Origin of the sequence: Phenylobacterium soli (genome assembly GCF_003254475.1) — a bacterium.
Taxonomy (GTDB): domain Bacteria; phylum Pseudomonadota; class Alphaproteobacteria; order Caulobacterales; family Caulobacteraceae; genus Phenylobacterium; species Phenylobacterium soli.
This window is the reverse complement of the sequence record NZ_QFYQ01000001.1, coordinates 2467097-2485126: the sequence shown is the minus strand read 5'-3', so window position 1 is coordinate 2485126 and position 18030 is coordinate 2467097. Positions and strand designations below refer to the sequence as shown.

General features: G+C 70.1%; 23 protein-coding genes. 5 read left to right on the top strand and 18 right to left on the bottom strand.

The genetic code is table 11. From position 1 onward, the window contains the following. Positions 1–7: 7 nt before the first annotated feature. The gene (locus DJ017_RS12335) at positions 8–424 is read right to left on the bottom strand and encodes a hypothetical protein (protein WP_111528997.1); all 417 of its coding nucleotides are present in this window, start codon (positions 422–424) and stop codon (positions 8–10) included. Positions 425–537: 113 nt separating this feature from the next. On the opposite strand from DJ017_RS12335, the gene DJ017_RS12330 reads away from it, so the two are divergent. Then, positions 538–1524 (top strand): retroviral-like aspartic protease family protein, encoded by a 987-nt coding sequence (locus DJ017_RS12330; RefSeq protein ID WP_111528996.1) that lies wholly within the window; start codon positions 538–540, stop codon positions 1522–1524. Here the strand turns inward: DJ017_RS12330 and DJ017_RS12325 are convergent. From DJ017_RS12325 to glyA, 9 genes are all read right to left on the bottom strand, one after another. Next, positions 1521–2021 (bottom strand): isoprenylcysteine carboxyl methyltransferase family protein, encoded by a 501-nt coding sequence (locus tag DJ017_RS12325; protein ID WP_111528995.1) that lies wholly within the window; start codon positions 2019–2021, stop codon positions 1521–1523. The genes DJ017_RS12330 and DJ017_RS12325 overlap by 4 nt on opposite strands. Next, positions 2018–3067: a type III polyketide synthase gene (locus DJ017_RS12320; protein ID WP_111528994.1), complete on the bottom strand. Its 1050-nt coding sequence runs from the start codon at positions 3065–3067 to the stop codon at positions 2018–2020. Before DJ017_RS12320 ends, DJ017_RS12325 begins: the two co-directional genes overlap by 4 nt. A gap of 76 nt (positions 3068–3143) precedes the next feature. After that, on the bottom strand, positions 3144–4091 hold the full coding sequence (thiL, locus tag DJ017_RS12315) for a thiamine-phosphate kinase (protein WP_264371495.1): 948 nt from the start codon (positions 4089–4091) through the stop codon (positions 3144–3146). Then, complete coding sequence (gene nusB, locus DJ017_RS12310; protein ID WP_111528992.1) at positions 4075–4548, bottom strand: transcription antitermination factor NusB; 474 nt, start codon at positions 4546–4548, stop codon at positions 4075–4077. Before nusB ends, thiL begins: the two co-directional genes overlap by 17 nt. After that, positions 4545–5012: a 6,7-dimethyl-8-ribityllumazine synthase gene (gene ribH, locus DJ017_RS12305; RefSeq protein ID WP_111530082.1), complete on the bottom strand. Its 468-nt coding sequence runs from the start codon at positions 5010–5012 to the stop codon at positions 4545–4547. The genes nusB and ribH overlap by 4 nt, the downstream gene beginning before the upstream one ends. A gap of 28 nt (positions 5013–5040) precedes the next feature. Further along, a complete protein-coding gene (locus tag DJ017_RS12300; RefSeq protein WP_111528991.1) occupies positions 5041–5631 on the bottom strand; it encodes a riboflavin synthase in 591 nt (196 codons plus the stop codon). After that, positions 5632–6279 (bottom strand): RibD family protein, encoded by a 648-nt coding sequence (locus DJ017_RS12295; protein WP_111528990.1) that lies wholly within the window; start codon positions 6277–6279, stop codon positions 5632–5634. A 3-nt stretch (positions 6280–6282) separates the two neighbouring features. Further along, positions 6283–6756: a transcriptional regulator NrdR gene (gene nrdR, locus DJ017_RS12290; protein ID WP_111528989.1), complete on the bottom strand. Its 474-nt coding sequence runs from the start codon at positions 6754–6756 to the stop codon at positions 6283–6285. Between the two features lie 35 nt (positions 6757–6791). Beyond that, complete coding sequence (gene glyA / locus DJ017_RS12285) at positions 6792–8084, bottom strand: serine hydroxymethyltransferase (RefSeq protein ID WP_227000125.1); 1293 nt, start codon at positions 8082–8084, stop codon at positions 6792–6794. 170 nt (positions 8085–8254) lie between these two features. Here glyA and DJ017_RS12280 point away from each other — a divergent pair, with 170 nt between their 5' ends. Both DJ017_RS12280 and DJ017_RS12275 read left to right on the top strand, forming a co-directional pair. Then, positions 8255–8686 (top strand): MucR family transcriptional regulator, encoded by a 432-nt coding sequence (locus DJ017_RS12280; protein ID WP_111528987.1) that lies wholly within the window; start codon positions 8255–8257, stop codon positions 8684–8686. 2 nt (positions 8687–8688) lie between these two features. Then, positions 8689–8916, top strand: a complete 228-nt coding sequence (locus DJ017_RS12275; RefSeq protein WP_111528986.1) for a hypothetical protein — start codon at positions 8689–8691, stop codon at positions 8914–8916. A gap of 12 nt (positions 8917–8928) precedes the next feature. Here the strand turns inward: DJ017_RS12275 and hemA are convergent, their stop codons facing one another. The 5 genes from hemA to DJ017_RS12250 all read right to left on the bottom strand — a co-directional run bounded on the left by hemA (position 8929) and on the right by DJ017_RS12250 (position 14270). Next, complete coding sequence (hemA, locus tag DJ017_RS12270) at positions 8929–10155, bottom strand: 5-aminolevulinate synthase (RefSeq protein WP_111530081.1); 1227 nt, start codon at positions 10153–10155, stop codon at positions 8929–8931. Positions 10156–10333: 178 nt separating this feature from the next. Further along, complete coding sequence (mmsB, locus tag DJ017_RS12265) at positions 10334–11236, bottom strand: 3-hydroxyisobutyrate dehydrogenase (protein ID WP_227000217.1); 903 nt, start codon at positions 11234–11236, stop codon at positions 10334–10336. Between the two features lie 13 nt (positions 11237–11249). After that, the gene (locus DJ017_RS12260; RefSeq protein WP_111528984.1) at positions 11250–12038 is read right to left on the bottom strand and encodes a class I SAM-dependent methyltransferase; all 789 of its coding nucleotides are present in this window, start codon (positions 12036–12038) and stop codon (positions 11250–11252) included. Positions 12039–12084: 46 nt separating this feature from the next. Then, complete coding sequence (locus DJ017_RS12255) at positions 12085–13137, bottom strand: enoyl-CoA hydratase/isomerase family protein (RefSeq protein WP_111528983.1); 1053 nt, start codon at positions 13135–13137, stop codon at positions 12085–12087. After that, a complete protein-coding gene (locus DJ017_RS12250) occupies positions 13134–14270 on the bottom strand; it encodes an isobutyryl-CoA dehydrogenase (protein ID WP_111528982.1) in 1137 nt (378 codons plus the stop codon). The genes DJ017_RS12255 and DJ017_RS12250 overlap by 4 nt, the downstream gene beginning before the upstream one ends. A gap of 80 nt (positions 14271–14350) precedes the next feature. On the opposite strand from DJ017_RS12250, the gene hemB reads away from it, so the two are divergent. Further along, positions 14351–15367 carry a porphobilinogen synthase gene (gene hemB / locus DJ017_RS12245; protein WP_111528981.1) on the top strand — a complete coding sequence of 339 codons (1017 nt, stop codon included), beginning with the start codon at positions 14351–14353 and terminating at the stop codon, positions 15365–15367. 2 nt (positions 15368–15369) lie between these two features. Further along, positions 15370–15750 (top strand): NUDIX hydrolase, encoded by a 381-nt coding sequence (locus tag DJ017_RS12240; protein ID WP_319417950.1) that lies wholly within the window; start codon positions 15370–15372, stop codon positions 15748–15750. Here DJ017_RS12240 and DJ017_RS12235 read toward each other — a convergent pair. Genes DJ017_RS12235 through DJ017_RS12225 form a run of 3 tightly spaced genes read right to left on the bottom strand, consistent with a single transcriptional unit; the run spans position 15747 to position 17981 of the window. Beyond that, positions 15747–16622 (bottom strand): alpha/beta fold hydrolase, encoded by an 876-nt coding sequence (locus DJ017_RS12235; protein ID WP_111528980.1) that lies wholly within the window; start codon positions 16620–16622, stop codon positions 15747–15749. The genes DJ017_RS12240 and DJ017_RS12235 overlap by 4 nt on opposite strands. 13 nt (positions 16623–16635) lie before the next feature. Continuing rightward, positions 16636–17121 (bottom strand): GNAT family N-acetyltransferase, encoded by a 486-nt coding sequence (locus DJ017_RS12230; protein WP_111528979.1) that lies wholly within the window; start codon positions 17119–17121, stop codon positions 16636–16638. Next, positions 17118–17981, bottom strand: coding sequence for an NAD(P)-dependent oxidoreductase (locus tag DJ017_RS12225; protein WP_111528978.1), 864 nt, complete (start codon positions 17979–17981; stop codon positions 17118–17120). The genes DJ017_RS12230 and DJ017_RS12225 overlap by 4 nt, the downstream gene beginning before the upstream one ends. Positions 17982–18030 lie beyond the last annotated feature (49 nt).

The window sequence follows — 18030 nt, the reverse complement described above, 5'->3', positions numbered from 1 at the left end:
GGGGTTTTCAGCTTTTGGGGTTCGGAATCCGGTGCTGCGGCGCCTGGGAGGTGACCGCCGCCGAGGCGACGATTCCCGGGCCGGTGATGGCCGCGGCGGCCTGGGTCATGGCGGCGGCGACGCGGCGCTCGTCGATGCGGTTGTAATCGTCCGGCCGGGTGAAGGGCGTGCGGTGGGCCAGGCGGACCAGGGCGTCGCGGAAGAACGGCTCCTTGGTACGCACCTGGGAGACATCGGCCGAGGCCGTCAGGTTCACCCGCACATAGACGAAGACGTAGTTGACGAGCTGGCCCTTCACCACGACGGGCAGGCCGACCGGCTGCAGGTCGACGTACTGGCCGACCGGCTTGGGCCCCTCGGCGTGCGCCGGCGAGGCGGTGGCGAGCCCGAGGGCGGCGACGGCGATGAGGGCGCGGCGGAACATGGGCGAAGGATGAGGGTCGCGGGTTTCCGCAAGGTTGAGGCGCGGCTGGGCCGTGCGGGCGTGACCGAACGGTGGTATCCTCACTTCAAAGTAGATCCAGGGAGGATCGCGGGATGTCGCTCACTCGTCGCAATGCGGCGTTCAGCCTGCTGGCGGGCGCCGCCGCCGTTTCGACCGCCGGGCGCGCCCTGGCCCAGCAGATCGCCGAACCGGCGGGGGTCTCGACGCCCGCCCCCGCCCCCGCCGCCGCCGCCGAGGCGCCGGCTCCCGACGAGCCCCCGACCAAGCTCGCCTCCCAGCGGGACAAGTTCGAGCACCTGATGGCTCCGGTGGACATCAACGGCAAGGGCCCCTTCAACTTCATCCTCGACACCGGCGCCAACGTCAGCTGCGTCTCGCACGCCCTGGCCGAGAGGCTGGAGCTGCAGCCGACCACGCCGGCGCCGGTCCACACGGTCGTGGGGGTGAAGACCCGACCGGCGGTGATGATCGACACCCTGAAGGTCGGCGACCGCCACCAGCGCCGGGTGCGCGCGCCTTCGTTGCCGACCTTTGGCGGCGAGGTCGACGGGGTGCTCGGCATCGACTGGCTGAAGGGCCAGCGGCTGGTCCTCGACTTCCGCAAGAAGAGCATCGAGATCACCGCCTCGCGGCCGGAGAACTCTTACGGCAACCGCATCGTCGTGCCGGCCAAGCGACGGCTCGGCCAGTTGACCATCGTCGACGCCGACCTCAGCGGCCACAAGATCAGCGCCATGATCGACTCCGGCTCGCAGGCCACCATGTGCAACACCGCGCTGCACACCCTGGTGACGCGGCTCGAGGCGCACCAGCCGTTCCACGGCAAGCACGAGGAAGTCGGCATGGAGACCATCGCCGGCGAGAAATTCACCGGCGAGATGTTCTACCTTCCGTTCCTACGGCTCGGCGGGCTGGAGCTCGGCAACGTGCCGGTGGTCTATGCCGACGCCCATGTGTTCGACATCTGGGGCCTGAAGGACCAGCCGGCCATCGTGCTCGGCATGGACCTCTTGACCCAGTTCGACGCCGTGGCGCTCGATTTCGGCCGCTCGCAGGTGCGCTTCGACCTGATGGGCTAGGCCGCCGCCGACGCGCGCTTCAGCGCCCGTCCCTCGGCCCGGATCCGCACCCACAGGATCGAGGCGTTGAGGGCGGAGAACACCGCCGCATAGACGGGCAGGTCGAAGACCAGCGGCAGGACGGCGATCTCGCCGACCACCACGGCGTAATTCGGGTGCGGCAGGATCCTGTAAGGGCCGCGCCGGACCAGCGGCGCGCCCGGCAGGACGATGATCCGCGTCGTCCAGCGCTCGCCGAGGCTCACGAGGGTCCAGACCCGCAAGGCCTGCAGGACCAGATAGACGGCGAGCCAGCGCAGATCCGCCGGCCGGTCCCATCCCCACCACCAGAGCCCCGCCAGCCAGGCGAAATGCAGGCCGACGAGCACGGGATAGTGCTCGGGCGCGACCTCGACGGCGCCCCTCGCCAGGAGCCGGCGAGTGTTGCGCCGGGCGAGCACGAGTTCGCCCAGGCGCTGCAGCGTCACAAGGGCGAGGATGACGATCGAGAGCGTCATGCGGCCAGGAGCGTCACCGTGCTGGCGGTGAAGCCCGGTCCGAGGGCCGTGAGCACCGAGCGGCGCGGCAGGCCGCGGCGGCGCGCCCGGTCGAGGACGAAGAGCACGGTGGGCGCGGACATGTTGCCGTGGTCGGCCAGCACCTCGCGCTCCGCGTCGAGCGCCCCCTGCCCGAGGTCCAGCGAGGCCTCCAGCGCCTCGATCACCTTCACCCCGCCAGGATGGCAGACGAAGCGGTCGACGTCGGCGACGGCGAGGTCCTGAGCGGCCAGCATGGCGTCCATCGCCGGCCGAAGCTCGCGCCGCGCGAACGGCGGAATGGCCTGGGCGAAGATGACGCCGAGCCCTTGCGGATCGACGCGCCAGCCCATGATGTCGAGGGTGTCGGGCCAGGTGTGCTCGGCCTGGCCGGCGACCTCGGCGAACCCGTCCTCCCCGGCCCGCAGGACGCAGGCCGCCGCGCCGTCGCCGAACAGGGCGGTGGCGACGATGTCGGCCTTGTCGAGCCCGTCGAGGCGAAAGGCGAGCGTGCAGAGCTCGAGCGTCACGAAAAGCACGACGGCGCCGGGCTGGGCGGCGGCCAGCCTGGCGGCCAGCGACAGACCGGTGGCTCCGCCCGCACAGCCGAGGCCGAAGACCGGCACGCGCATGGCGTCGCTGCGAAAGCCCATGCGGTCCATGGCGCGCGCCTCGAGGCTCGGCGTGGCGATGCCGGTGGAGGAGACGGTGACGATGGCGTCCACGTCCGCCCCCCTGAGCCCCGCTTCCGCCAGCGCCGCCTCGGCCGCCTCGGCGAACAGGGCGACGCCGCCTGCCAGATAGGCTTCGGTGCGTTCGGGCCAGCCGCGCGGCTGGAGGTACCAGTCCATGGGCATGACCGACTGGCGGGTGCGGATTCCGGCGTTGGCGAACACAGGAGCCAGGCGCTCGAAGATCGGCATGCGCGGCCCGAATACCGCGCGGGCGGCCTCGGTCACGGTATCCTGCGGCAGCTCATGCGGCGGCGAGGCGGTGGCGAGCGAGAGCAGCCGGACCGGCGGCGACATGGCAGGGCTCCGAGGGCGAGTTGGCGGAACCCCTCGGGTCGGGCCCGGTTCCGCCCGACGGTCTCAGAATGGCGCTTCAGAGATGGCGGAAGCCGCCGGGACCGGCGTCGACCGCCTGGCCGCCGATCCGCACCGCAATCCCCTCGCCTTCCACCAGCCGCCCGACGACGGTGAAGCCGGCCGGCCGCTGCGTCCCCGGCGGAACGGCGCAGACGATCTCGTAGTCGTCGCCGCCGGTGGCGAGCCGCAGGAGCCCGGCCTTGGGATCGGCCTGACGCTCCAGCCAGCTGGCGGCCGGACCGGAGAGCGGCAGGGCGTCGAGATCGAGCTCCAGGCGCAAGCCGCTCGCCTCGGCGATGTGACCGGCGTCGGCCACCAGGCCGTCGGAGACGTCGGCCGCGGCGGTGGCGATGCGGCGAAGCTCGTCGCGCAGGTCCACCCGCGGGTCGGGCAGCCGGTAACGGAAGATCAGCCGGCCCCGCGGATCCTTGATCTCGCCCTTCACGGCGGCGAGCCCGAGGGTCGCATCGCCGATGGAGCCGCTGACCAGGACGAGGTCGCCGGCCCGCGCGCCGCCGCGGCGGATCATCCGGCCCTCGGGGACCCAGCCCATGGCGGTGATCGAGACCCACAGCGGCCCGGGCGCGACCACGGTGTCGCCGCCCATCAGGCTGAGGCCGTAGGTCTCCAGGTCCGCGGCGAGGCCGAGGGCGAAGCGCTCGCGGTCGCGGGCCTCGTAGCGCCGCGGCCAGGCGAGCGCCATGAAACAGGCGAAGGGCTCGGCGCCCTTGGCCGCGAGGTCCGAGAGATTCACCCGCAGCGCCTTGCGGGCGACCATGTCGGGCGCCTCGCCCTCGGGAAAGTGGACGCCCTCGACGACCGCGTCCTTGGTCACGACCAGGTCGTAGCCCGGCCGCGAGGGGAGCACCGCGGCGTCGTCCAGGAGATCGAACGCGCCCGGCGCGCCGCGGGTCAGCGGGCGGAAGAGGCGCGCAATCTCGTCGAACTCATCCCTTTCGGACATCCTGGGCCACCGCATCCAGGGCGCCGTTCACGAACCCCGGCTCCGGGCCTTCGAAGAAGGATTTGGCGAGCTCCACATACTCGTCGATCGCCACCTCGGTGGGGACGTCGGGCCGGTGGGTGAGCTCATAGGCGCCGGCGCGCAGCATGGCGCGGACCGTCGCGTCGATCCGCTCCAGCTTCCAGCCGGTGGCGAGGCGCCGGGCGATGGCGGAGTCGATCTCGCGCTGGTGGCCGACCACGCCGCGCACCAGATCGGCGAAGAAGGCCTCGTCGGCGGCCGCCAGGGTGCGCGCGTCCTCGTCGCTCTCGGCCGGCACGTCGCGGTCGAAGCGGTGCTCGCTGAACTCGCGGATCACCGCCTCGGCGCCGGCGCCGGAGACTTCCATCTGGTAGAGCGCCTGGACGGCGGCGAGGCGGGCGACCGAGCGCGCCTGTTTGGGAGCGAGGGGGCTCATCGCGCCTGGCCGAGCAGCTGGCGCTTCAGGGCGATCATGGTCAGGGCCGCGCGGGCGGCGCCGCCGCCCTTGTCGCCCTCTTCCGGCCGGGCGCGGGCGAGCGCCTGGGCCTCGTCCTCGACGGTCAGGACGCCGTTGCCGATGCAGGCGCGCTTGTGGACCGTCAGGTCCATGATGCCGCGGGCGCTCTCGTTGGAGACGATCTCGAAGTGGTAGGTCTCGCCGCGGATCACCGTGCCGAGGGCCACATAGCCGTCATAGGCCGCAGCGCCCGCCGGGCGATGGCCGCCCTCCTCGGCGAAGGCGATAGCGCCCGGGATCTCCAGGGCGCCGGGCACGGTCACCACGTCGTATTCCGCCCCGAAGGCGTCCAGCACCCCTTTGGCGCCTTCCAGAAGGGCGTCGGCCAGGTGGTCGTAGAAGCGCGCTTCCACGATCAGGATGCGGATCTTGTCGTCGCTCATGTCGGCTCCGGTCATGTCGGCCGACGCTTTAGGCCGTTTCGCGCCAGCGCGCGAGATAGCGCGCCAGCATGTCGATCTCCAGGTTCACCCGCGCGCCCGGCTTCAGCGTTCCGAGCGTGGTGACCTCCCAGGTGTGCGGGATGAGGTTGACGCCGAAGACGTCGTCCTCGACCTCGTTGACGGTCAGCGACACGCCCTCGACGGTGATCGAGCCCTTGGGCGCGATGAAGCGGTGCAGCGGGCGCGGCACGCGGATGCGCACCCGGTGGGAGCCGCCCTCCTCCTCGACGGAGATCACCTCGCCGACCCCGTCCACGTGGCCGGAGACGATGTGGCCGCCGAGCTCGTCGCCGACCTTGGCCGCCCGCTCCAGGTTTACCGGGCGCCCAACGGACCAGTCGTCCAGCGTGGTCTTCTCGAGCGTCTCGCCGGAGACCTCGACGGCGAACCAGCCCTCGCCCTTCTCGACCACGGTCAGGCAGCAGCCGGCGTGGGCGATGGAGGCGCCGATGTCGACGGTGGAGAGGTCGAAGGCGGTCTCGATCTCGAACCGGCGGTCGCGGTTGGTGTCGCGCACGGCGCGCACGCGCCCCACGTCGGTGACGATGCCGGTGAACATCTAGGTCCTCTCGTAACGTTCCCAGAGGTCGGCGCCGAGCTCGCGCGCCTCCACCCGCCGGAAATGGGGCGCCTCGGCGAGCGCTGCAACAGCCAGGGCGCCGACGCCCGGCCGGCCCTCGCCGCCGATGACGATGGGGGCGCGGAACCACTCCAGCGCATCCACCAAGCCGCAGCGCAGGAAGCTCGCCGCCACCTGGCCGCCGCCCTCGACGAAGAGGCGCGAAAGGCCTTCCGCTTCAAGCGCCTGGACCACCGTCTTCAGCTCCGGCCGGTCCTCGCCCACGGCGCGGACCTGGATCACGCGCACGCCCGCCTCGGTCAGGTGCGGCGCGGGCGGGGTCGTCGAGACGACGAAGGTCGGGACCTCGCGCGCGGTGGCGACCAGCCTGCAGTCGGAGCGAAGGCGCTGGCGGCTGTCCAGCACCACGCGGGCCGGCTGGCGGCCGTTGTAGCCCGGCAGTCGGACGGTGAGCTCCGGATCATCGGCCAGGGCCGTCTCGACGCCCACCAGCACCGCGTCGTGGGCCGCGCGCAGCCGATGCGCCTCCTCGCGCGCCGCCTCGCCGGTAATCCAGCGGCTCTCGCCCGCGCCGGTGGCGATGCGGCCGTCGAGGGACGTGGCGAGCTTGAGGGTGACCTGCGCCATGGCTCAGCGCTCGTCTTCCACCGCCTCCGCCAGGCCCTCCTCGCCGAGGAACTTCGCGAAGTCCTGGGTCTCGCGGAAGTCGCGGTAGACCGAGGCGTAGCGCACGTAGGCCACGTCATCGAGCTGCTTGAGGTGCTTCATGACGAGCTCGCCGATCGCCGAGGACGGCAGCTCGGTCTCGCCCATGCTCTCGAGTTGGCGGGTGATGGCCGAGATCATCCGCTCGACGCGCTCGGGGTCCACCGGCCGCTTGCGGGTGGCGATGGCCACGGAGCGGGCGAGCTTGTCGCGGTCGAAGGGCGTGCGCCGGCCCGAGCGCTTGACGATGGTCAGCTCGCGCAGTTGCACGCGCTCGAAGGTGGTGAAGCGGCCGCCGCACTCCGGGCAGAGGCGGCGACGGCGGATCGCCGCGCCGTCTTCTGACGGTCGGCTGTCCTTCACCTGGCTTTCGGCATGGCCGCAGAACGGGCAACGCATGATCTAGCCCCCTTCGCGGCCACTAAACGCGATTACTAGTAGATGGGAAAGCGCTTCGTCAGCTGCAGCACCTCGGCCCGCACCTTCTGCTCGACGGCGGTGTTGTCGCCGCCGGTCTTCAGACCGTCGAGGACCTCGCCGATCCACTGGCCGATCTGGCGGAACTCGCCCGGGCCGAAGCCGCGGGTGGTGCCGGCCGGCGAGCCGACGCGCAGGCCCGAGGTCTGCATCGGGGGCAGCGGGTCGAAGGGGATGCCGTTCTTGTTGGTGGTGATGCCGGCCCGCTCCAGCGCCTCCTCGGCGTCGGCGCCCGTCACGCCCTTGGGCGTCAGGTCGACGAGCATCAGGTGGCTGTCGGTGCCATTGGAGACGATCTTGAAGCCGGCGCTCTGCAGGCTGTCGGCCAGGGCGCGGGCGTTGTCGATCACCTGACGGGCGTAGAGCTTGAACTCCGGCTTCAGCGCCTCGCCGAAGGCCACCGCCTTGGCGGCGATGACGTGCATCAGCGGACCGCCCTGCAGGCCCGGGAAGACCGCGCTGTCGATCTTCTTGGCGAGCTTCTTGTCGTTGGTCATGACCATGCCGCCGCGCGGACCGCGCAGGGTCTTGTGGGTGGTGGTGGTCACGATGTGGGCGTGCGGGAACGGGTTGGGATAGACCCCGGCCGCCACCAGGCCTGCGTAGTGGGCGATGTCGCACATCAGGATCGCATCGACCTTGTCGGCGATCTGGCGGAAGCGGGCAAAGTCGATCTGCCGCGAATAGGCCGAGCCGCCGGCGATGATCACCTTGGGCTTTTCGGCGAGGGCCACTTCCTCCGCCTGGTCGTAGTCGATCAGATGGTCCTGGGCGCGGACGCCGTAGTGCACCGGGCGGAACCACTTGCCCGACTGGTTGACGTTCTTGCCGTGGGTCAGGTGGCCGCCGGCCGCCAGGTCCATGCCCATGAAGGTGTCGCCCGGCGTCATGGTCGACATGAACACCGCCTGGTTCGCCTGGCTGCCGGAATGCGGCTGGACGTTGACGAACTCGCAGCCGAACAGCCGCTTGGCGCGCTCGCGGGCCAGTTCCTCGGCCTCGTCGACCACCTCGCAGCCGCCGTAGTAGCGCTTGCCCGGATAGCCCTCGGCGTACTTGTTGGTGAGGACGCTGCCCTGGGCCTCCAGCACCGCCTTGGAGACGATGTTCTCCGAGGCGATCAGCTCGATCTGGTCCTGCTGGCGCTTCAGCTCGCGGCCGAGGACCTTGGCGAGGTCCGGGTCGGTGGCGTCGACGCCCTGGGCGAAGAAGGCGTCGGTCTGGGAATCGGTCTGGGCGTGCGCGGTCAAGGCGGACCTCGTGAGTCTCGGGGGGCGGCGGAGAGCGCTCTTTACCCCCATCCGCCGCGGGTTCCAACTTCGAGGGAACGAACCATGTTTTCCTGCGTTACCCGCTAGCCGGGAGTGCACGCGACGTCGCACGCCCCCGGCGTGGTGTGCAGAGAAAGCAGGGGGACAAGATGAGCGTAGGACCCGAACCCGAAGGCCATTCGGGCGAGGAGTTGTTGCGTCTGGGGGCTGAAATCGTCGCGGCCTATGTGAGCCGCAACGTCGTCGCCGCCGACGCCGTGCCGGACATCATCCGCACCGTGCACCAGACCCTGGAAAGCATCACCCGCGGGGCGCCCGCGCCGATGGACGAGCGGCCGAAGCCCGCTGTGCCGGTCGGCAAGTCGGTGCAGCACGACTACATCGTCTGTCTCGAGGACGGCAAAAAGCTGAAGATGCTCAAGCGCTACCTTCGCTCGCGCTACAACATGAGCCCCGACGAGTACCGCCGCCGCTGGGGCCTGCAGCCCGACTATCCGATGGTCGCGCCGGCCTACGCCGCGCGGCGCTCTGCCTTCGCCAAGCAGATCGGCCTCGGCCGCGGCGTGCGGCGGCGGAAATAGCCATGGCCACAGCCCACCTGAAGGCGTTCAGCGCCAGCGGCTACGAGATCCTCGACGACGAGATCGACAAGGGCCGGGTGACGATCTGGTCGCGCGCCGCCGTGACCCCGCGGCTCGGCGACCTGCTGCTCATCGAGAGCCACGGCTATGCCTATGACGTCGAGATCGTGGAGCTGACGCAGCTCCGCGGCGGCTGGGCCGCGGAAGCCGAGGTGGTCGACCTCTATTGAGGCGCGGCGCTCCTAGGCGGCGACGCCGCCCACGCGCTTGATGTTGCAGCGGACCCAGAGCTTCTCGAGCGCCGCTGTCAGCTCGTCCATCATCGCATCGGTGTGCGCCGGCGACGGCGTGAAGCGCAGACGCTCGGTGCCGCGCGGCACGGTCGGATAGTTGATCGGCTGCACATAGATCCCGTGATCCTTGAGCAGGATGTCGGAGACCATCTTGCAGTGGACGGGGTCGCCCACCAGCACCGGCACGATGTGGCTGACCGAGGGCATCACCGGCAGGCCAGCCTTGGCGAGCTTGGCCTTCAGGGTCGCTGCGCGCTCCTGATGGGCCTCGCGGACCTCGTTGTGCTCCTTGAGCCAGCGGATCGAGGCCGCCGCCCCGGCGGCCAGCGCCGGCGGGATCGAGGTCGTGAAGATGAAGCCGTCGGCGTAGGAGCGGATGGCGTCGCAGATCACCGCGTCGGCGGCGATGTAGCCGCCCATGACCCCGAAGGCCTTGCCCAGGGTGCCTTCGACGATGTCGATCTCGCCCATGACGCCGTCACGCTCGGCGACGCCGGCGCCGCGCGGGCCGTACATGCCGACCGCGTGCACCTCGTCGAGGTAGGTCATGGCGCCGTACTTCTTGGCGAGCGCGACGGTGCCCCTCATGTCGGCGATGTCGCCGTCCATGGAGTAGACGCTCTCGAAGGCGACAACCTTGGGCGCGTCGGCCGGGGCCGCGGCCAGCAGCTCCTCGAGGTGCTCGAGGTCGTTGTGGCGGAACACGTGGCGCTCGCAGCGGGCGCCGCGGATGCCCGAGATCATCGAATTGTGGTTGAGGGCGTCGGAAAAGATGATCACGCCCGGCAGGATCTTGGACAGCGTCGAGAGCGTCGCCTCGTTGGAGACGTAGCCCGAGGTGAACAGCAGCGCCGCTTCCTTCTGGTGAAGGTCGGCGAGCTCACGCTCCAGCTCGACGTGGTAGTGGGTGGTGCCGGAGATGTTGCGCGTGCCGCCGGAGCCGGCGCCCGCTTCCTCGATCGCCTGGTGCATGGCGTCCAGCACGACGGGGTTCTGGCCCTGGCCGAGGTAGTCGTTGGAGCACCAGACGACGACGTCCTTCTGGGTTCCGTCGGGCAGGGTCCAGGTGGCGCGCGGGAACTCGCCTCGGTGTCGCTTCAGGTCCGCGAAAACCCGGTAACGGCCCTCCGCCCGGATCTTCTCCAGTGCGTCACGGAACGCGGAACGATAATCCATCGCCATATACCGTCACCCCAGGCGTTCGACGTCTCGCGCCTTGGAGCAACCCCCTTGGATGTGCCCGGCTTTTCGCACCAGGCGTTTACAATGTCTACCGGACGGTCCGTCGCGAAAGGTTGATATATCTCAAATCCGGCTTTCCACTCGGGAACTCCGCCGAAACGCCGCAACCTGGCTACGAAAGATCACCCCTGAACAACTTGAGGATGGCCGAGAAATCCCGGCTGCCGAATCCGAGTCGGTCGAACACCGCATATAGGCCCTCGGCCTGGGCCCCCAACGGCGCGGCGGCGCCAGCTTTCGCCGCAGCCTCCTGGGCCAGCTTGAGGTCCTTCAGCATCATCGCCGTGGCGAAGCCGCCCTCGTAGTCGCGGTTGGACGGCGCGGTGGGCACCGGGCCCGGCCAGGGGCAGTAGCTCGTCAGGCTCCAGCACTGGCCCGAGGACTGCGAGGAGATCTCGTGGAACTTGACCGGGTCGAGGCCCAGCTTCTCGGCCAGGGCCAGGGCCTCGCAGACGCCGATCATCGAGATGCCGAGGACCATGTTGTTGCAGATCTTCGCCGCCTGCCCCGCCCCGTGGTCGCCGGCGCGGAAGGTGACCCGGCTCATCGGGCTGATGATGTCCTCGATGGCCGGGAAATCCGGCTCGTCGCAGCCGACCATGAAGGCGAGCGTGCCGGCCTCGGCCGCGGCGGTGCCGCCGGAGACCGGCGCGTCGGCGAAGCGGAAGCCCGCCGCCTTGGCTTGGGCGGCCACCGCGCGGGCGCTCTCCACGTCGATGGTCGAGCAGTCGATCAGCAGCGCCGACTTGGGCGCGTGGGGCAGCACCTGCTCGGCATAGACCTGGCGCACGTGCGGCCCGGCCGGGAGCATGGTGATGACGGCGTCGGCGCCTTTCACAGCCTCGGCGACCGAGGCCGCCGGCGCGCAGCCGGCAGCCTTGGCCTTGTCGAGGGCCGCCGCCGAGAGGTCGAACGCCATGACCTCGCGCCCCGCCTTCGCCTGGTTGGCGGCCATCCCGCCGCCCATGTTGCCCAGGCCGATGAACGCGATGCGGGTCATGACGTACTCCCTCAGGTTTTTCCGCAGCTTACTTCGGCTTGCGGAACTTGTAGATGAACTGGTCGGTGTGATGGCGGATGGCGGGATCGAACACCGCCTTGGTGTGGTCGTCGGCCGGATTGGCCAGTACCTTGCTCTCGCCCTCGAACTTGAAGCCCGCGGCCTCGACCTCGGCCTTCACCACCGCCGGATCGATGCGGTGCACGCTCTTGGTCACGCCCGGATCGCCCGGGTTGGCCACGTGGTCGAGGACGATGAACTCGCCGCCCGGCTTGAGCGCGGCGAACACCGCCTTGTTGAAGGCGGCGATGTCGAAGTTCGGGACGTTCTTGAGGTCGTGATAGTTCTGGGAGGTCCAGATCAGGTCGGCCTGCGTCGGGATCGCGAACTCGGCGAACGGCACGTGGATCGACTTCACGTTGGCGTAGGCGGGATCGGCGGCGATGACGTCCTGCGCCGGGGTCGGCGCGGGCTTGGCCGGATCGTCCGACTTCCGCGGCGGGCCGCCGACGGCGTAGACGGTCCCCTTCGGGCCCACCGCCTTGGCGAAGATGCGGGTGAAATACCCACCGCCAGGGATGAGATCGACGACGGTCTGGCCCGGCTTCACGCCGGCGAAGGCCAGCATCTCGGCCGGCTTGCGCTCCGGATCGAGGGCGGTGTCGGCCGCGGGGCGGTTCTTGTCGGCGATCGCCTGGGCGTAGGCGCCCGCCTTGGCCGGCGCGGCGTGGTGCGCCGCATGCTCGTCCGCCGCCAGGGCGGAGCCGGCGCTCAGGATCGCGACCGCCGCGGCGGCCAGCATCAACTTCGATTTCATGGATGGATCTCCCATAGGCGCATCACCCCCGTGGGGCGCCTTGACCTCAAGGTAGGGGCGTCCACTCCTGTTCGGAAGTTAAGCTTTGGAAAGCCTCGTCGACGGCCGCGGCGCTGACGGCCGCCAGGCTCGGCGGCGACCATTTCGGCGCATTGTCCTTGTCGACGATCACCGCCCGCACGCCTTCCAGGAAGTCGTGGCTGACCGCCAGGCGGTGGGCGATGCGGTACTCCATGGCCATGACCTCGTCGAAGCTCTTGGCCCGCGCGCCCTCGACGAGCTGGCGGTGGGCGATCTTGGAGGAGAGCGGCGACTTAGTCAGGATGATCTTCGCCTGCTCGCGGGCCCACTCGCTGTCCGACGCCTGCAGGGCCGCGACGATCGCCTCGACGCTGTCGCCGGCGAAGCAGCGGGCGATCTCGTCCTGGTGGGCGGCGATCGGCGGACGGCCCGGCTCGGCCTCGTATTCGGTCAGCAGGGTCTCGACCGCCGCCGGATCGGCGACGATGGCGGCCTTCAGCTCCGGCAGCCGGGCGCTCTCCACATAGTCGGTGATCACGCCGACGAGCTCGCAGTCGGCCGCTTTGAGCCGGGCGCCGGTCAAGGCAAGCCACATCCCCAGGTGATCGGGCATGCGGGCCAGGTACCAGCTGCCGCCGACGTCGGGGAACAGGCCGATGCCGGTCTCCGGCATGGCGAAGGTGGTCCGCTCGGTGCCGACCCGGAAGCGGGCCGGGCGCGAGACGCCGACGCCGCCGCCCATGACGACCCCGTCCATGAACGAGACCACCGTCTTGGGATAGTGGAACAGCAGGTGGTTCAGCCGGTACTCGATGAAGAAGAACCCGCGCCCGGCCACGCCGTCGCCCTTGCCGCTCTCGGCCAGGGTGCGGATGTCGCCGCCGGCGCAGAAGCCGCGCTCCCCGGAATGGTCGATCATCACCAGCTTCACGGCCGGGTCGTCGCGCCAAGCGGTGAGCGCGGCGATCATCTCTCGGCAAATGGTGGTCGTCAGGGCGTGCAGCGCCTGGGGCCGGTTGAGCGTCAGGCGGCCGACCTGGCCCTCGACGCGGACGATGACTTCCGGTTCTTCGCTCACCGGAACAGCTCGCGGGCGATGATGACGCGCATGATCTCGTTGGTGCCTTCGAGGATCTGGTGGACACGCAGGTCGCGGACGATCCGCTCCAGCGGGAAGTCCCGGAGGTAGCCGTAGCCGCCGTGCAGCTGCAGCGCCTGGTTGGCGACGTCGAAGCCGGCGTCGGTGGCGAAGCGCTTGGCCATGGCGCAGTACTGGGTGGCCTTGGGGTTCTTCTGGTCGAGGGCGAAGGCGGCGCGGCGCACCATCAGGCGGGCCGCCTCCAGCTCGGTCGCCATGTCGGCGAAGCGCCACTGCAGCCCCTGGAATTCCTTCAACGCCTGGCCGAACTGCTTGCGGCTCTCGAGGTAGGCCTTGGCGGTGTCGAGCGCGAAGCCGGCGCCGCCGAGCGAGCAGGAGGCGATGTTGAGCCGCCCGCCGTCGAGGCCGGCCATGGCGAACTTGAAGCCCTCGCCTTCGCCGCCGATCAGGTTCCCGGCCGGAACGCGGCAATCGTCGAAGTTCACCTGGGCTGTGGGCTGGGCGTTCCAGCCCATCTTCTTCTCCTGGGCCCCGAAGGAGAGACCAGGCGTCCCCTTCTCGACCACCAGGGCCGAGACGCCCTTGGCGCCCTCCCCGCCGGTGCGGACCATGACCACATAGACGTCGGAGACGCCGCCGCCGGAGATGAAGGCCTTGGAGCCGTTCAGGACATAGGCATCGCCGTCCTTGCGGGCGGTGGTCTTCAGGGCCGCCGCGTCCGAACCGGAGCCGGGCTCGGTCAGGCAGTAGGAGGCGATCAGCTCCATGCTGGTCAGGCGCGGCAGGTACTTCTTGCGCAGCGCCTCGCCGCCGAAGCGGTCGATCATCCAGGCGGCCATGTTGTGGATGGAAAGGAAGGCGGCGGTGGCCACGTCCCCGTAGGAGAGCTGTTCGAAGACGATCGAGGCGTCGAGCCGGCTGAGGGCCGAACCGCCCACGTCCTCGGCCACGTAGAGGCCCGCGAAGCCGAGTTCGGCGGCCTTCTTCAGGACGTCGGCGGGGAAGTGCTTCTCCTCGTCCCATCGCGCGGAATGAGGGGCAAGCTCGGCTTCGGCGAAGGCCCGCGCGGCGTCTTCGATCGCCCGCTGGTCGTCGGTGAGGCTGAAATCCATGGGAAGCGCAACTCGCTCCGACCGCGCGGCAAGTCAATGTCCCCTTGCGGAACGAGGTCCGATGCGCGACTTCCCCGCACATGACCAAAGCCCCCCTCGCCGCCTATCCCGCCCTGCGTCTGCGTCGCCTGCGTCAGGCCGACTGGGTCCGACGCCTCGTGCGCGAGACGGTGCTGACGCCGGCCGACCTGATCTGGTCGATGGTGGTGCACGAAGGCGAAGGGACGATTCCCGTGGCCTCGATGCCCGGCATCAGCCGCCTGTCGGTGAAGGACTGCGCGGCGGCGGCCAAGGAGGCCAAGGCCCTCGGCATCCCGGCCATCGCCGTCTTCCCGCACATCGACGGCGCCAAGAAGGACGCGGCCGGAACCCTGGCGCTCGACCCCGACGGCGTGGTCGCCCGCGCCGTGAAGGCCATGAAGGACGCCGCGCCCGAGGTCGGCATCATGTGCGACGTGGCGCTCGACCCCTTCACCACCCACGGCCACGACGGGATCATCGAGGGCGGCAAGGTGGTCAACGACGCCACCATCGAGCAGCTGGTCGCCCAGGGCCTGATGCAGGCCAGGGCCGGCTGCGACATCCTCGCCCCGTCGGACATGATGGACGGCCGCTGCGGCGCGCTGCGCCGGGCGCTGGAGGCCGAGGGCCTGCAGGACGTGATGATCATGTCCTACGCGGCCAAGTACGCCTCGGCCTTCTACGGCCCCTATCGCGAGGCGATCGGCTCCGGGAAGCTGGGGACCGGCGGCGTCGAGAACCCGGCCGACAAGAAGACCTACCAGATGGACCCGGCCAACCACGCCGAGGCGCTGCGCGAGGTCGCCCTCGACATCGCCGAGGGCGCCGACATGGTGATGGTCAAGCCCGGCCTGCCCTACCTCGACATCGTCCGCCAGGTGGTCGACGCCTTCTCGCTGCCGACCTTCGCCTTCCAGGTGTCGGGCGAGTACGCCATGCTGATGGCCGCCGCCCAGAACGGCTGGCTCGACGAGGACCGCGCCATCCTGGAAAGCCTCGGCGCCTTCAAGCGCGCCGGCGCCGCTGGGATCATCAGCTACTTCGCGCCGCGCGCCGCGCGGATGCTGGGCGCCTGATCTTGCTGATCGAGGTCGTCGGCGCCCTGATCTTCGACGCCGAAGGCCGGCTGCTCACCGTCAGGAAGCGCGGCACGCAGCATTTCATGCTGCCCGGCGGCAAGCGCGAACCCGGCGAAGACGATCTCGCCGCCCTGGCCCGCGAGCTGTCGGAAGAACTGGGCGTGCGCCTGATTTCGGCCGAGCCGGTCGGCGCCTTCGAAGCGCCCGCCGCCAACGAGGCGGGCGCGAGGGTCCGCTCGCATCCCTACCGCGCGACCATCGACGGCGAGATCGCCGTTGCCGCCGAGATCGAGGAGATCCGCTGGATCGACACGGCCGCGCCGGACGTCCCGCTCGCGCCCCTGCTGGCGACGAAGATCCTGCCCGCGCTTGGGGTTTAGCGATCAGGCCCCGGCAGCCAGCCGCTGAGGATCTCGTTCACCGCCTCGGGCGCCTCCTGCTGCACCCAGTGGGAGACGTTGGGCAGGCGGCGGATCGTCAGGTCGCGGACGTGAGCCTCCGTCCCGTCGAGCAGTTCGACGCCGAGCGCCGCGTCGGCCTCGCCCCAGACGATGAGGGTCGGCGCCTCGATCATCGGCCAGGGGCCGGCCATCTTGCCGGGCGACCGGGCGGCGGCGCGATACCAGTTGACCATGCCGGTCATGGCGCCGGGCCGCTGGGCGTCGGCGGCGTAGCGGTCGAGGACGTCCTTCGGGAAGCGGCTCTTGTCCACGGCCATGCCGTGGAAGGCGCGGCGGATCACGGCCGCGTCGTTGCGGGTGTTCAGCCACTCCGGGATGCGCGGCAGCTGGAAGAACATCATGTACCAGGAGCGGGCCATCTGGCGGGGCGATCGGCGCAGATGCTGGGCGAACACCGCCGGGTGCGGCACGTTCATGATCACCAGCCGCTCCAGCGGCCGCACCTGGTTGGCGGCGAAGGTCCAGGCAAGGCCTGCGCCCCAGTCGTGGCCGATCAGCGTGACCTTCCTGGCGCCGCTGGCGTCGATGAGGGCGGCGACGTCCTCCATCAGCCGCTCGATGCGATAACTCTCGATTTCCTGGGGCTTGGGCTCGGTCTCGCCATAGCCGCGCAGGTCCGGCGCCCAGGCGCGGTAGCCGAGGTCCGCCAGCAGCGGCAGCTGGAAGCGCCAGGAGAACCGGCTCTCCGGAAAGCCGTGCAGGCAGAGCGCCAGGTGATCGCCCTTCCCCGCCTCGTCGACGGCGAAGCGGAAGCCGTTTGCCTCCACCGTCCGTGTCGCGATCACCCCCATGACGCGGCGTCTCCTAGATCGTGAAATAGGCGCTCGGCTCGTCGTAGCCCGGCAGATCGATCATCTGCTGGAACTTGAAGCCAATCTTCTCCAGCACCCGCTGGGAGGCGGTGTTGTTGGGCGCGGTGATGGCGGCGAGCTTGCCGACGCCCAGCACCTGCCGGGCGTGGTTCAGCACCACGCGCGCCGCCTCGGTGGCGTAGCCCTTGCCCGAATGGCGCTCCAGGAAGGCGTAGCCGAGGTCGGGGCTGTCGAGCCCCTCGCGTCCCTCGACAATGCCGCACATGCCGAGACGCTCGCCGGCGCCGTCGCGCACGACCAGCCACAGCGACTTGCTGAACCGGTCGCGGATGTAGGCCCGGGCCTCGTCCAGCGTGCGCACGCCGCGGTCGCCGATGTTCTGTATCCAGCCCGGATCGTTCAGCAGCTCGAGGACGAAATCGGCGTCGGCCTCGGTCGGCGGCGAAAGCCTCAGGCGCTCTGTACGCAGTATCGTCACTCGGCAGGCTTCTCCAGGCGCGCCACCAGGCTCGAGGTGTCCCAGCGGCTGCCCCCCATGGCCTGAACCTCACCGTAGAAGCTGTCGACCATGGCCGTCATGTCGAGCTTAGCCCCATTGCGCCGGGATTCGTCCAGCACCAGGCCGAGGTCCTTGCGCATCCAGTCGACGGCGAAGCCGAAGTCGAACTTGCCCTCCGCCATGGTCTTCCAGCGGTTGTCCATCTGCCAGGACTGGGCCGCGCCCTTGGAGATCGCCTCGTAGACGTCCATCGGATCGAGGCCAGCCCGCCTGGCGAAATGCAGAGCCTCGGCCAGGCCCTGGACCACGCCGGCGATGCAGATCTGGTTGCACATCTTGGTCAGCTGGCCCGCGCCCGCCGGCCCCATCAGACGGATGGCCTTGGTGTAGGGCTTCACCACCGGCTCGATCCGGGCATAGGCCTGCGGATCGCCGCCGCACATGATGGTCAGCTGGCCGTTCTCGGCGCCGGCCTGGCCGCCGGAAACAGGGGCGTCGACGAAGCCGAGGCCGCGCGCCTGGGCCTGCCCGGCCATGTCGCGCGCCACCTCCGCCGAGGCGGTGGTGTGGTCGACGATGATGGATCCCTTCGGCAGGGCCGGCAGCGCCTCTCCGACCACTTGGCGCACGTCGTCGTCGGCCCCGACGCAGAGCAGGAAGACCTCGGCGCCGGCGGCGGCCTCAGCGACGGTCGGGGCAGAGCGGCCGCCGTAGGTCTCGACCCACCGGGCCGCCTTGTCGGGGCTGCGGTTGAACACCGTCACCTCGTGACCGGCCCTGGCGAGATGCCCCGCCATGGGGAAGCCCATCACGCCCAAGCCTGCGAACGCGACCTTCATTGGCGAAGCCCTCCTCGAATTAACCCTGCGCGCAACGCCATCTTAACGT

Coding starts and splice junctions, on each gene's coding strand:
- DJ017_RS12335 (WP_111528997.1), bottom strand. CDS start 424: ATGTTCCGCCGCGCCCTCATCGCCGTCGCCGCCCTCGGGCTCGCCACC.
- DJ017_RS12330 (WP_111528996.1), top strand. CDS start 538: ATGTCGCTCACTCGTCGCAATGCGGCGTTCAGCCTGCTGGCGGGCGCC.
- DJ017_RS12325 (WP_111528995.1), bottom strand. CDS start 2,021: ATGACGCTCTCGATCGTCATCCTCGCCCTTGTGACGCTGCAGCGCCTG.
- DJ017_RS12320 (WP_111528994.1), bottom strand. CDS start 3,067: ATGTCGCCGCCGGTCCGGCTGCTCTCGCTCGCCACCGCCTCGCCGCCG.
- thiL (WP_264371495.1), bottom strand. CDS start 4,091: ATGTCCGAAAGGGATGAGTTCGACGAGATTGCGCGCCTCTTCCGCCCG.
- nusB (WP_111528992.1), bottom strand. CDS start 4,548: ATGAGCCCCCTCGCTCCCAAACAGGCGCGCTCGGTCGCCCGCCTCGCC.
- ribH (WP_111530082.1), bottom strand. CDS start 5,012: ATGAGCGACGACAAGATCCGCATCCTGATCGTGGAAGCGCGCTTCTAC.
- DJ017_RS12300 (WP_111528991.1), bottom strand. CDS start 5,631: ATGTTCACCGGCATCGTCACCGACGTGGGGCGCGTGCGCGCCGTGCGC.
- DJ017_RS12295 (WP_111528990.1), bottom strand. CDS start 6,279: ATGGCGCAGGTCACCCTCAAGCTCGCCACGTCCCTCGACGGCCGCATC.
- nrdR (WP_111528989.1), bottom strand. CDS start 6,756: ATGCGTTGCCCGTTCTGCGGCCATGCCGAAAGCCAGGTGAAGGACAGC.
- DJ017_RS12280 (WP_111528987.1), top strand. CDS start 8,255: ATGAGCGTAGGACCCGAACCCGAAGGCCATTCGGGCGAGGAGTTGTTG.
- DJ017_RS12275 (WP_111528986.1), top strand. CDS start 8,689: ATGGCCACAGCCCACCTGAAGGCGTTCAGCGCCAGCGGCTACGAGATC.
- hemA (WP_111530081.1), bottom strand. CDS start 10,155: ATGGATTATCGTTCCGCGTTCCGTGACGCACTGGAGAAGATCCGGGCG.
- DJ017_RS12260 (WP_111528984.1), bottom strand. CDS start 12,038: ATGAAATCGAAGTTGATGCTGGCCGCCGCGGCGGTCGCGATCCTGAGC.
- DJ017_RS12250 (WP_111528982.1), bottom strand. CDS start 14,270: ATGGATTTCAGCCTCACCGACGACCAGCGGGCGATCGAAGACGCCGCG.
- hemB (WP_111528981.1), top strand. CDS start 14,351: ATGACCAAAGCCCCCCTCGCCGCCTATCCCGCCCTGCGTCTGCGTCGC.
- DJ017_RS12235 (WP_111528980.1), bottom strand. CDS start 16,622: ATGGGGGTGATCGCGACACGGACGGTGGAGGCAAACGGCTTCCGCTTC.
- DJ017_RS12225 (WP_111528978.1), bottom strand. CDS start 17,981: ATGAAGGTCGCGTTCGCAGGCTTGGGCGTGATGGGCTTCCCCATGGCG.